The 13,672-nt window shown below is 36.1% G+C and carries 11 protein-coding genes; 5 read left to right on the top strand and 6 right to left on the bottom strand.

What is annotated here, in order from left to right; translation table 11 throughout:
• Positions 1-39 precede the first annotated feature (39 nt).
• The 4 genes from ABEA36_RS03265 to ABEA36_RS03250 all read right to left on the bottom strand — a co-directional run bounded on the left by ABEA36_RS03265 (position 40) and on the right by ABEA36_RS03250 (position 3,188).
• Positions 40-813 carry a YchF/TatD family DNA exonuclease gene (locus tag ABEA36_RS03265; RefSeq protein ID WP_345488756.1) on the bottom strand — a complete coding sequence of 258 codons (774 nt, stop codon included), beginning with the start codon at positions 811-813 and terminating at the stop codon, positions 40-42.
• Between the two features lie 69 nt (positions 814-882).
• On the bottom strand, positions 883-2,058 hold the full coding sequence (lapB, locus tag ABEA36_RS03260) for a lipopolysaccharide assembly protein LapB (protein WP_345488754.1): 1,176 nt from the start codon (positions 2,056-2,058) through the stop codon (positions 883-885).
• A 4-nt stretch (positions 2,059-2,062) separates the two neighbouring features.
• The gene (locus ABEA36_RS03255) at positions 2,063-2,383 is read right to left on the bottom strand and encodes a LapA family protein (protein WP_345488752.1); all 321 of its coding nucleotides are present in this window, start codon (positions 2,381-2,383) and stop codon (positions 2,063-2,065) included.
• 85 nt (positions 2,384-2,468) lie between these two features.
• On the bottom strand, positions 2,469-3,188 hold the full coding sequence (locus ABEA36_RS03250) for a phosphatase PAP2 family protein (protein WP_345488750.1): 720 nt from the start codon (positions 3,186-3,188) through the stop codon (positions 2,469-2,471).
• A gap of 225 nt (positions 3,189-3,413) precedes the next feature.
• Here ABEA36_RS03250 and ribA point away from each other — a divergent pair, with 225 nt between their 5' ends.
• A complete protein-coding gene (gene ribA / locus ABEA36_RS03245; RefSeq protein ID WP_345488746.1) occupies positions 3,414-4,022 on the top strand; it encodes a GTP cyclohydrolase II in 609 nt (202 codons plus the stop codon).
• Between the two features lie 48 nt (positions 4,023-4,070).
• Here the strand turns inward: ribA and ABEA36_RS03240 are convergent, their stop codons facing one another.
• Positions 4,071-5,324: a TPM domain-containing protein gene (locus ABEA36_RS03240; RefSeq protein WP_345488744.1), complete on the bottom strand. Its 1,254-nt coding sequence runs from the start codon at positions 5,322-5,324 to the stop codon at positions 4,071-4,073.
• A 343-nt stretch (positions 5,325-5,667) separates the two neighbouring features.
• On the opposite strand from ABEA36_RS03240, the gene ABEA36_RS03235 reads away from it, so the two are divergent.
• The 4 genes from ABEA36_RS03235 to ABEA36_RS03220 all read left to right on the top strand — a co-directional run bounded on the left by ABEA36_RS03235 (position 5,668) and on the right by ABEA36_RS03220 (position 12,237).
• Positions 5,668-6,996, top strand: coding sequence for a hypothetical protein (locus ABEA36_RS03235; RefSeq protein WP_345488741.1), 1,329 nt, complete (start codon positions 5,668-5,670; stop codon positions 6,994-6,996).
• Positions 6,997-7,363: 367 nt separating this feature from the next.
• Entirely contained in the window at positions 7,364-9,922 is a 2,559-nt protein-coding gene (gene mutS, locus ABEA36_RS03230) for a DNA mismatch repair protein MutS (RefSeq protein ID WP_345488739.1), read from the top strand.
• 285 nt (positions 9,923-10,207) lie between these two features.
• Positions 10,208-10,882: a response regulator transcription factor gene (locus tag ABEA36_RS03225; RefSeq protein ID WP_345488737.1), complete on the top strand. Its 675-nt coding sequence runs from the start codon at positions 10,208-10,210 to the stop codon at positions 10,880-10,882.
• On the top strand, positions 10,879-12,237 hold the full coding sequence (locus ABEA36_RS03220; RefSeq protein WP_345488735.1) for a sensor histidine kinase: 1,359 nt from the start codon (positions 10,879-10,881) through the stop codon (positions 12,235-12,237). Before ABEA36_RS03225 ends, ABEA36_RS03220 begins: the two co-directional genes overlap by 4 nt.
• A gap of 48 nt (positions 12,238-12,285) precedes the next feature.
• On the opposite strand, the gene ABEA36_RS03215 is transcribed toward ABEA36_RS03220, so the two are convergent.
• Positions 12,286-13,671 (bottom strand): TolC family protein, encoded by a 1,386-nt coding sequence (locus ABEA36_RS03215; protein WP_345488733.1) that lies wholly within the window; start codon positions 13,669-13,671, stop codon positions 12,286-12,288.
• Position 13,672 lies beyond the last annotated feature (1 nt).

Genomic DNA, 13,672 nt, shown 5'->3' with positions numbered 1-13,672 from the left:
TATTATTGTATGATTGCTATCTTAATATCAAACAACATATTAACATAATCTTATGCCAAATAAATGGCAAAAATTTGCTGTGGTTTTTTCTGCAATAATATCAAGTGGCTGCTGTTTTAAGACTGCAAGGTATTCGGCCACTTGGCGCACATTTGCGGGCTGATTCTCCTTACCGCGATAAGGCACTGGGGATAAATATGGCGAGTCAGTTTCAATCAATAAACGATCAAGCGGTACAAACCTTGCGACGTCACGTAATGATTCTGCATTTTTAAACGTAAGAATACCTGAAAATGAAATATAAAAGCCCAAATCTAATAATTGCCTTGCTGTATCAAGATCTTCGGTAAAACAATGTAATACACCAGAGTATGCATTTTCACTTTTAATCAACGATAATGTGTCTTGTTTTGCTTGTCTTGTATGCACTATGACAGGTTTTTTTAATTCCCGACCTAATCGAATGTGTTGAGCAAAAGCGGCTTGTTGATCAATAATATTATCTTGTTGGTAATAATAATCAAGGCCAGTTTCACCTAGTGCAATAACATTTTCATCACGCGCTAAAGATTCAAATAAGGTAATATCAAAATCCTCATCATTAAGATTAAGAGGGTGTACGCCACAGGATAAAGAAACTCGCTCAAAATAAGGCATTAACCATTGGCGCATGGCTTGATAACCTGATAGTGTAGTTGCAACACTTAAGCAATGTTTCACATCACGGGATTGCGCTTCAGATAAAATATCTTCAATAGACTTGTTGTTGTAATCTAAACTGTCTAAATGACAATGGGAATCAACTAAAAACATAACTTACTCTTTCAAAAAAGTTTAACGATAATTGCACATGACAACAATATATTAAAGAACATAGTACTGCTAATCAGAATGTTGTGCAAAATCTCGGATGGGTTTGATCGTTGCCCAAGATCGACAGGCCGGGCATAGCCAATATATTGAATTAACAGTAAAACCGCAACGTTCACAACGATAATTAGGAATAGCCTTAACTTGTTCACCGACCATGTTACGCAGTAACAATAAGCTCTCTTTTGCGCGACCTTCTTCTGCATCAGCCAAATGATAATCCATTAAACGGTAAAATCCCTTTAGATTTGGGTGTTTGACCAATTCACGATAAATATAGTACTGAGCAGCATCGCGTCCTGTTTGTTTTTCAATAATATCCGCCAACATAAGTTCAGCCGCATTACCGGAGTCCGTTTCAACGCATTGTTTCAAAAATTGTTTGAGCTCATCTTCTTGGTCTAGATGTTGGTAACACTCTTTAATAAAAGGTAATGCTTCGCCGATAAATGCTTTATCCTGATTTAAAATTTGCCGTAAATATTGCACAGCTTTAACGTAGTTACCTTGTGCCATCAATACACGACCAAACATTAATGATGTTCTTGCACAATTGGCATCAGCTGAAATCGATTTTTGCAAATAAAACATTGCCTTAATTAAATCGTCTGCAGCAATTGCTAAGGCAGCTAATTCACAAAAAAATTGTGCAATATCTTTGTTATATTTGGTTTGTCCTAATTTAACTAATTTAGTTGCAACATTAATTGCTTTGCTCCAATCACTGGTTGATTGATAGACAATGATTAATTGTTGTAATGCATATTGTTGAAAATCTTCTTCATCGATCAATTGTAAAAACATATCTTCAGCACGATCATAAAATCCTGCTGTCATATAATCACGCCCAAGTTGCTGGATAGCAAGTAAGCGCTGTTCAAAGGTTAATGAAGAGCTTTCCATTAGCGCCTGGTGGATGCGAATAGCACGATCGACCTCACCACGGGAGCGAAATAAATTGCCTAAAGTTAAATGAGCTTCAAGTGTACCTGAATCTTCTTTGAGCATATCCAGGAACAAATCAACCGCTTTATCCTTTTGGTTAGATAAAAGAAAATTAAGTCCATCGACATATTCACGTGATAAACGATTTGATTCACTCTTGTATTTTTGCTTAGCATTACGTCCCCCCATATACCAGCCATAACCGGCTGCAATTGGCAGTAACAAAAAGAGTAATTCAAACATAAGTTTATAGATTCGATGTGTTAGTTGATGTTGTCAGTTCATTTTTTTGACGATTCGCAAATTCATCATCATACATTTTCTGAACTTTTTTCAATTTACGTTGTGTTGCTGACAACTTTAATTTTACACGTAAGAAAAAGAACCCCGTCAGTAACCAACCTAATACAAATCCAGAACCAAATAATACGGCTAATAACGTCGATAATTTAAATTCTGTTTGAGCAAATAAATAATTAAAAACAACCGATTGATTGTTGTTAGCTCCAAGTGTAATAGAAATTGCAAAGATGACGATTAGTACTAAAAATAATATCACAAACTTCATTGTTATTTCCTTTTATTCTTTCATCTCTTAATCAATTCTGCTAGATATAATTATATACCAAAGCTCATGAGATGTATTGTTTAGTTTATGGTTCGATTACACGCCATTTAAGGGCTACATAATAGGTAAATAATGCAATAGCCCATGCTAATATTGATCCACATATTACATCAATAGGATGATGCATACCAAGCGCTAAGCGACTAATCTCAATGATTACCGCCCAAATAATAATGATCCCAATCACATTGTGACAACGTTTAAAATTCAAAAATAACAAAGCCAAAAAAGCCCAAGTGGCAGCAAAAAGTGTATGCCCTGATGGAAAGGTATAGCCTGTTTCATTTTTCCAATGTTGGAACAACCAATGAGGGATTTCTGGCGATTGATAGACATGCTGTTCAATCACCGCTTCGCGTTCACTTCGTGACAATGAATAAAAATGTTTATCATCAATTTGATAATTTTTCTCAATCCATATCACAAATGGTCTTGAATCCGCAGTATAGCTTTTAATGACCGTTTTGATCAATTGTCCTAACAAAACAGCCATAGCGAGAATAAGCACTAATTTAATAAATTGCACTTTTGATTTTACTTTTAAACAAATCGCAAATAAAACAGGAAAAAAAGCACACGTTAAAATTGCCCAAGGAATACCCGCGGTTTGAGTAAACCAAAATAAATATTCAGACCAGCCATTAAGAGACTGAGGTTGCCATTGCCAGTTAATTGCAATAATTACAATGGGTGTGACAAGAAAAATGGCGAGTATTACTAATGTTTTTTTGATGACTACTTGCATTATTATTTCATAAAAATTGATAATTCAGATTGATAATTATCATAACATAATTGATTAAATGTGTGCTACTTTTACTCAACACTTGCAGTTAATCTTAATTTCTGTTATCCCTTTGAAATTTTGACAATATAACGTAGTAATTTATTCATCGAAAACTGCAAAACAAAATCATTTCGGTATATAATCAAACGTTATATATTTAAAATCGAATTTAATGGAGTTGTCATGCAGTTAAAAAAAGTTGCACAGGCTAAATTACCGACACCTTGGGGAACATTTACCATTGTTGGTTTTGAAGAACTTGCTACAGGTAAAGATCATGTTGCAATGGTGTTTGGCGATATAACACACCAACATCCAGTGTTAACCCGCGTTCATTCTGAATGCTTAACTGGTGATGCTCTATTTAGTTTACGTTGCGACTGCGGATTCCAATTAGAAGCAGCGTTAAAACAAATTGCCAAAGAAGGAACAGGAATATTAATTTACCATCGTCAAGAAGGTCGCAATATTGGTCTACTCAATAAAATTCGAGCTTATGCTTTACAAGATACTGGATATGATACGGTTGAAGCCAACCATCAATTAGGATTTGCAGCAGATGAGCGTGATTTTACGCTATGTGCTGATATGTTAGCACTGCTTGGCGTCAAAGAGATTAGATTACTCACGAATAACCCAGAAAAGATACGCGTCCTCGAAAATGCAGGAATTATCATTAGTGAACGTGTACCGCTTGAAGTTGGTGAAAACCCAAACAATGAGCACTATCTCGAGACAAAAGCTCAAAAGATGGGACATATTTTACATCTGCATCCCTTCCATAACGATTAGCTATTTTAAGCTTAAACAAACTTATTGTTTAAGCTTAAAATCAATGATTTACCAGCGCCCAGAAGCGCCACCACCACCGCTGCGTCCACCTCCACCACTAGAACGACTACTGCTGGAACTCGAGCTTGAACTACTATGACTCGAACGCGAATACGATCCGCGACTTGATGAATGGCTTGAATTACCAGGTTTAATAATACCAAAGTAGAAACCGACGGTGATTAATAGGCCAAAAATTAATCCACCAAATAAACCTAATATTCCAGAACGCAAAATAGAACCGATAAAAACACCTGAAAATAAACCAAAAATAAAACCGCTTAGCAATGATGATTTGAGTTTTGCAGATTTAATAAATTTACTTGGTACATAGCAAATGATAAATAAAAAACCAATAGTAATCATTATACTAGTAATAAAGCACATAAATATCATCACAACAGAAAACCAGCTTGGGAAAATTTGTAAAAATAACATTTGAACCCATCTGGGTAAGTCTTCTCTTAAAAAATCCTCACCGAAATTCATTCCATTACCTGTAGATAGATCAAATCCACCAAAATACCCTGTTAATAAAACAATCAACAATACGGGTAATCCGGCTTTGATTGGCGAAGATTTGACTGCACTTATTACGCCCCAAAAAAACAATAAAAGTGCACTACCAATTACAGCCGCAGCGATTATATCAATTACCCCAATTGGTTCAGCTTGTTTAGCAATATAAAAAGGCGTTTTACCGACTGCTGGCAATGGTTCTTGCTTAATTTTAGCGATTAATACATCAACAGTCTTATCAATACCTTGTGCATACTGTTCAGCTCTGAAAAATGGCACGATATAATCATTAATTACATGGCGTGCAAAATAATCCGTGATTTGCCCTTCTAATCCATAACCGACTTCAATTCGAACCGCTCGATCTTGTAAGGCCACTAAAACAAGAACACCATCATCAACGGTTAATCGACCTATCCGCCATGCATTAAAAACTTCATAAGCATATTGTTCTATTGATATCCCTTCCGTACTATTAATAATCAATATTGAAAGTTGAGCGCCTGTCGATTGTTCTAGTGCCATGATTTTACTATTAATTGATTGAAAATCATTGGGTGAAAGTAACCCAACAGTGTCAGTGATTCCATCTTGCATTGATGGAAACTTTGTTGGTTTAGCTTGCGTTATCATTGAACTAAAAAGCAAACTCATCAACAAAATTAAGATATTTAGACTTGATTTTTTTACACACATGGTATTATTCTTTTTATCATTGTATTGGTAAGCGTAAGTATATATCATTTTAAAATTCTGTATAAGCTATCAGATGACACATTAATAACATCGTTTTTTAGCTAATACGTATGGTTAAAATCGAAGCATTTATAGCAACAATCCAATATTATTTTATTTATAATCAAATGATTATATAAGCATCAACAATTGAATTGATCGATCAATAACCACATTTTCGATAGGTTTAATATTTATTTAATCTTTAAATTGATCGATAAAAACGATTTTCAATTGATTGAATGTTCATCGATAATCTAAAATATTAGCTGATTTCGTTACACTATTTCTGCTAAGAGTATAGATAAATATATATATAACTAATAAAAACAATATTTTAACGGATGAAATTATGAAAAAAACCCTTTTATGTCTGCTTTGCGCTTTATCATTTAACGCGGTATCGATACTAACCGCATCAACCGCAAAAACGATCATCGGTACAGCCCCACAATTAGTGCCAGGTACAGACCAATATACAAGTTTAGCTTCCCATTCATCATTTACCGTAAATAACGTAAAATACAACTGGTTTGATGGAACCTATAATACCTCATTAATATTTGATTATAATTTGACGCTTGGTGATTTTGTCATTAACGGTTTATCAAAAAGCGATTTTTTATCAAACTACTATTATGACAGTGAAGGAGATGGTGTCAGTTCAAGTGACCCATTAAATATTGGTACATTAACCTATAATTGGACTGACAATGACGAGGTCAGTATCCCATCAAGTGCGAATATCAATACTCTACATGAATTAAGTTATACTTATTCTTTCCCATTAAAATTGTCAATTACAAACACTGGCGTTTACACAACATCAGGCTATGGTAGCCCTAATGTCAGTGATTCGTTAACCATTTCTCAGGTTTATCAAATTCATACAGAACGAGGCATTTATGCGATAAAGCCAAACAGTGTGGGACTATCTTGCCAATGGGTCGAATATATCAACAATAGTTGGGTATGTGCATCTCAATCAACTTCAGGTCAAACCGGTTACCGTTCAGCAACAACCGGTGGTGGATATACCTCTGATTACACACCAGACTTAGGGTTTAAGAAAGATCCATCTGGTGATACATTTCCTACCGTTGGATTTCCTGGTGCGCAATTCCAATTAGTTATGATAGGTAAACCATCGGAATATACGTTTAGTGTTGTATCTGGTAGTGGCGTTACGGTTGATGCTAATGGTATTGTTAAATTATCGTCTAAACCATCATCAACTGTTACACTTCGAGCTATCTATGATCCTAGTGGTTTAGCCACCACATTTGATTATTCATTTACCATTGGAAAATGGCTAGAACCAAAAACAGGAACATCAAATTATGCCGATGCCATCACAAAATGTGGTGGTGAAGCTAATATGATAACACGATCAGATTTCACCAACTCACCGATTGCTAATATTGCAACTGGCCAATCATGGAGCTATATCCGAAACTATGGTACACGAGCAATTGATGGTACACTTTATGGCGAATGGGGATACATGGATGGTAACACTTACCCTGATTCAAATTGGCAAAATAACCGCTATTGGACCAAAGATGTAAATAGTGATAATACCAATGGTGTTAACACATACTTTTTTGTTCATTCTTATGATGGGGGATATATTGGATATGAATGGCAAGATAACACTGAAATAGCAGCAGTTTGTAAGTAAAAAGTGTAAACTAAAATCATAAAAAGGACTCGCTAATTGCAATATAAGCTTTACAGAGTCCTTTTAAAAATAACCATTCCTATTTGTCATCAACTTAACACAGCATTATGCTCTCCAGATATCTATCTAGCTTATTAATTAAATACATCCTATTATTAAGTAATTGCCTAAAATAGCCTTCTGTATCAAAACAATAATCGGCTATAATACATTAATGCATAATAGGTATGTATTAAATTAATGCAATGTATCAAACTAATTTTGCTTATTTTAACCGTTGAAATAAACGACACCTAAAAAGGCAACTAAATTAATACATTTCATTGATATAATTCATGAAAATATAATTAAAAGATGAAATACCACCATGACTGAAAACGAAAATTTAACCAGCCACACCCCAATGATGCAGCAATACTTAAAATTGAAAGCTGAGAATCCTGATATTTTATTATTTTATCGCATGGGGGACTTTTACGAGCTGTTTTATGACGATGCCAAAAAAGCATCACAACTGCTTGATATTTCGTTGACAAAGCGCGGAGCATCCGCAGGCGAGCCAATTCCGATGGCAGGTGTACCTTACCATGCTGTGGAAGGCTATTTAGCTAAGTTAATTTCACTCGGTGAATCAGTCGCAATTTGTGAGCAAATTGGTGATCCCGCATTAAGTAAAGGCCCTGTTGAACGCAAAGTCGTTAGAATTGTGACACCGGGGACAATCAGCGATGAATTATTGCTTGAAGACCGTAAAGATAATCTCTTGGCATCAATCTGGCAAGAAAAATCTGGCTATGGTTATGCAACATTAGATATCAGTTCTGGGCGTTTTCATGTTTTTGAATGCGATAATTTTGATACGATGCAAGCGGAATTACAACGAACAAATCCTGTGGAAATATTGTATCCAGAAGACTTTTCAAGCATGGTTTTAATTGAACATCGTCATGGTTTACGTCGTAGGCCAATTTGGGAATTTGAGCTAAATACGGCCAAACAGCAGCTTAATTTACAATTTGGTACTAAAGATTTAATTGGTTTTGGCGTTGAACAGTCGAGTAAAGCGCTTAAAGCTGCTGGCTGTTTATTACAATATGTTAAAGATACCCAAAAAACGGCTTTACCGCATATCCGTTCAATTACCAAAGAATCTCAAGATAAGTTTATTATTTTAGATGCGGCAACTCGCCGTAATCTTGAATTAACCGAAAACTTATCAGGAGGGAATGAAAATACCGTTGCAACGATTTTAGATAAAACTCAAACTGCCATGGGCAGTCGAATGTTGAAACGGTGGTTACATGCGCCGATTCGCGATTTAATGATTTTAAACCAGCGCCAAACCTCGATAGCGGAATTACTAAATCATGCAGATAGTATCCAACCATTACTCAAGCAGATTGGTGATGTCGAACGAATTTTGGCAAGGCTTGCCCTACGTTCTGCAAGACCGCGCGATTTTGCTCGTTTGAGAGATGCTTATAATACCTTACCAATGCTACAAGCGTCATTGCATAATTTATATAATCCTTATCTATTAGCATTACGGCAGACTATTGGCAGTTTTGATGATATTGCTAATTTGTTAAATCAAGCAATTATTGAATCACCGCCGGTGCTAATTCGTGATGGAGGGGTCATTGCGAGTGGCTATAATACCGAACTTGATGAATTAAGAACATTATCAGCGGGTGCAACACACTATCTTGATCAGTTAGAAATTCGTGAACGTGAAACATTAGGCATTGATACGCTAAAAATTGGTTATAATGCGGTGCATGGCTATTATATCCAAGTGAGTCGAGGGCAAAGTCATTTAGTGCCGATCAACTACACTCGTCGTCAAACACTTAAAAATGCCGAACGCTACATTATTCCAGAATTAAAGGAATATGAAGATAAAGTGCTGACATCAAAAGGACGCGCCTTAGCACTTGAAAAACGACTATATGAGCAATTATTTGATTTATTGTTACCACATTTAGAACGCATGCAAAAAAGTGCTGATGCCATCGCTGAACTTGATGTTTTAACTAATTTAGCTGAACGCGCAAGTACATTAAACTATAGCCAACCTAACCTCACCAGTCATAAAGGCATCAATATTCAAGGCGGACGCCATCCGGTTGTTGAACAAGTCTTATCCGCCCCTTTTATTGCTAACTCACTGAGCTTGTCACAAGATCGACGAATGCTGGTCATCACTGGCCCAAATATGGGCGGTAAAAGTACCTATATGCGTCAAACGGCACTGATTGTTTTATTGGCCTATATGGGGAGTTTTGTGCCTGCAGACCAAGCTTCAATTGGGCCAATTGATCGGATCTTTACCCGTATTGGTGCCTCTGATGATTTAGCTTCAGGTCGTTCAACGTTCATGGTTGAAATGACTGAAACCGCCAATATTATGCATAATGCAACAGACTATAGTCTGGTATTAATGGATGAGATTGGCCGGGGTACGTCAACGTATGATGGTTTATCATTGGCATGGGCTTGCATAGAATCACTGGCTAATCATATTAAGGCAATGACGCTGTTTGCTACACACTATTTCGAATTAACGCAACTCTCAGAAAGTATATCAGGTGTACATAATGTTCATTTTGATGCAGTTGAACATGATAACACTATTGCTTTCATGCATACCGTTGCAGATGGTCCAGCCAGTAAAAGTTTTGGTATCGCTGTTGCTGGCCTTGCTGGTGTACCCAATTCCATTTTAAAACGTGCTAAACAAAAACTGAAAGAATTAGAAACATTATCAAAACAGACATCTTATTCCCATGTTGATAGTTCACAGCTAACCTTTATCACGGAAGCTGAACCATCAGAAGTAGAACGTATGCTAAAAGATATTGAACCGGATACCTTAACCCCTAAGCAGGCGCTTGATATCTTATATTCACTCAAAAAATTACTTTAGTTTTTTGTTTATTTAACGTGTGAAAGTAACATTCTGTCTACTGTATTTTTGTTATACTTTACCCATCATATTATGGGTAAGGTAAATCATGTTTCACAATCATGATGAGTCATCAATAATTGGCCTAACATAATCATTTGATTCAATCGGATAACATGATATTTTATCAATATTAAGTCGATAGATTGTTTGATAAGTTTGAATTAAAACGCTTTATATTGTTGTGTCAAAAATCAAGGATTGCTGTATTAACGATATTAAAATAAATTTAAGTAAGAGTTCATTATGCGAATACTGATTGTTGAAGATGAAAAATCAATTTTAACCGTACTATCTAAAAGACTATCCCAAGAAGGTTATAGCGTCGACATGGCCTCAGATGGGGAAGAAGCGCTTGGTTATATTGCTATGTGCGACTACGATTGCATCGTCATGGATATCATGCTGCCGATACAAGATGGTCTGACTGTTTTACGTCAAATGCGACAAAAACATAATAGTACCCCTGTTTTATTATTAACGGCTAAAGATGGCATTGGTGATAAAGTCATTGGCCTTGATGCCGGTGCAGACGATTATTTGGTTAAACCTTTTGTTTACGATGAACTATCAGCACGGATACGAGCTTTATTACGACGTAATACAGAACAAAAAAGTACATTATTACATTGTGCTGACCTCACACTTGATACGACGACTCGTCAAGTGACTCGCCAAGGTAAAACAATTGAGCTATCAGCTAAAGGGTTTCATATTTTAGAATATTTTATGCGTAATGCGAATCGTGTACTCACTCGCGGTCAAATTATCGATCATGTGTGGAATTTTGATTATGATAATGATTCAAATGTGATCGATGTTTATATTGGTTACCTAAGACGAAAAATTGACAATGACTTTGATACCAAGCTATTACACACTGTACGTGGGGTTGGCTATGTGTTGAGAGAAACAGAATGAAAAAAATGAGTATCCGGACACGGATTACATTGTGGTATACCGCCATGCTAATGATCTTTCTATATCTTGGTGTGGCTGGCTCTTATAATGCAACTCGCCACATTTTGATCAAACAGCATGAAGATGGTATGCGCAAAGGCGCACATATTTTATCTGAACGCTTTATCGCACTGAATAATCATGATCGTTTAGGCCGCTTTGACAAAGATGAAAAATTAGCACCAAAAGATTTTAATTTTATTTTTTTCAACAATCAAAATGAGATTACTCATGGGCAATATGAAGAGTGGATGGTTGATTTGCCTCAAGAAATCGATCAAATCAGAATGGTCGAACATGATGGTCAAAATTGGGCCTGCTTTGATAGTGCCGTTTATCAAAACGGTCAAAAAATCGGTGTCACGCGCTCACTGATCGATATCACATCAACCTTTCAGCTACTACAAGAAATGCAGCAACGTGGTATTATCGCAATCATTCCAAGTCTATTATTATCAGCACTTGGTGGCTTTTTTATTACTCGCTGGGCCCTAAAGCCAATTAAAAATATTGCTAAAATAGCTAAGGAAATTGGCGATGGTAATCTGAACAAACGCATTGAACTCGTTACCGCTAAAGATGAATTGGGTGAACTGCTAAATGAATTTAATCACATGGCAGATAATGTACAAAATGTGATTGAGCGTGAACAGCAATTTAGCTCCGATGCCTCACATGAAATACGCACGCCACTTGCCGTCATTATTACCAATGCTGAATATGCTATTCAAAGTCATGATCTTGAAACATGTACACAAACACTTGAACTCATTGTTAATAAAAGTCAACAAATGCAGCAAATGCTATCACAGCTACTCACCTTGGCGCGTGGTCATGAACAAGCTCAAGCAATGGAACTTGAGCAACTGGATATTAGCAATATTATTACTGATATTGTTGAGGAACGCTCAATGCGTGCTCAGGAAAAGCAAATCACCATTAAAGCCGATGCTGAACATAATGTGATTGCCAATATTGATTTAATGTTGTTTACTCGGATGATAACGAATTTGCTTGATAACGCAGTGCAATATGGTCGTGTCGGTGGGCATGTGAACTTATCAGTTTATCGTGACCTGACACATCATCAGGCAGTGATTTTAGTGGTCGATGATGGCATTGGTATTGATAGTGACCAATTACCGTTTATTTTTAATCGTTTTTATCGTGTGGATAAATCCCGATCGCAGGCAGGTTCAGGGCTTGGCCTTTCATTTGTTGATTTTATTATCAAATTACACAAGGGCAATATTTCCGTTGACAGCCATGTTGGCAAAGGCACTTGTTTTAAAATCACGCTACCGCTATCAAGTTAAATGGGTCATAAAGACCCATTATTTGCGATACCGGTTTAACATCTTTCATCAGCTTTGATGGATTGACTGATAGCGACCGGCCATTGCTTTAAATATCATATTTTCATACTTAATTAGCTGGTAACTTTCATCTAATAAGCTTAATTTTGATGTATTGACCGTATTGATATTATCCAATAAATCTTTAAACTCGACTTTACCAGTACGATAACGATCATCATAAATTTTTAATACTGCTAAATCTGCTTGGTATTTAACTTGCGTATTCCCTAATATCGCCTGATTGTTGACATAAGCAGCATAGTAATAAGCAACTTCGTTCAGTGCCGTATTAATATCACTCGCAAAATCAAGACGACGGCTTTCATAATCAGTTTTAGCAATATTAATATTATTTTTTACCGTATTCCAACTTAAAAAGGGTAAATTGATCGATACGCTACCTAATAAAACAGGGAAGTCTAATGCACTACTCGCTTGACTATCAGATGAACTTAATGCCGTTTTCAGGGTAATTGATGGATACCACGCTTTATTTTGTGCTTCAAGATCTTTAAATGCTTCTTGCAAACGTAATTCACTGGCTTTTAAATCGGGTCGATTAGCCAGCACGGATAATGGCACATCTAAATCAACGGTTAATTTTTTCACCGTCAACATATCGGGATAATGAATATTTAATTCAGCACTTGGTGGTAAATTGAGTAAATTACGTAATACCTGTTCGTTATCTTTAATTTGTGTTTGATACGTTAATAATGAATTTTCATCCGTTTTAATGGTCTGTTTCACTTGTAACAAATCTAACTCATCGGTTTTGCCATTTTGATATTTTGCCGCAATCACGTCTTGCATCTGTTGATAATTATTTAAACTATTTTGCGTAACGTTAACGGCATTATTCAGATAAGCTAAATTAAAATAAACATCAATCACGCTATTAATTAATGTCAGACGTGTATTTTCTTTATCAAAATAGGTCGCTTGATACTCAAATTTATCCGCCTGAGCACTATCGCTAAGCTTACGCCATAAATCAACTTCATAACTCAAACTTAACTCACCTGAAAAGCTGCGGTTCTGACTAAAACTATCATGCTCATACGTATTACGACTAGCTGAAGCCCCCACATCACCCGATAATGTGGGGTAAAGATCAAGCTCACTTAAATTAGCTTGATACATTGCTTTTTGCATCGTTAAAGCACTTTGGGCTAAATCAACATTATTCGCTAACGCCATATCAACCAATTGATTAAGTTGTTGATCCTGATAAGCGCTCCACCATTGATTATCAACACGGTATTGGCTACTCACAGAGGAGGAATAATTCAGCTGAGATGATAACGATGCATCTTTATATTCAACGCTCGTACAACTGCAAATTACCAACGAAATTAATAGCGGTAACACGCTTTTTGTTAATTTTTTCATT

It is taken from the genome of Orbus sasakiae (assembly GCF_039542345.1).
Taxonomy (GTDB): Bacteria; Pseudomonadota; Gammaproteobacteria; order Enterobacterales; family Orbaceae; genus Orbus; species Orbus sasakiae.
Note: the sequence above shows the minus strand (reverse complement) of the source record. Positions and strands in the feature narration are given on the sequence as shown.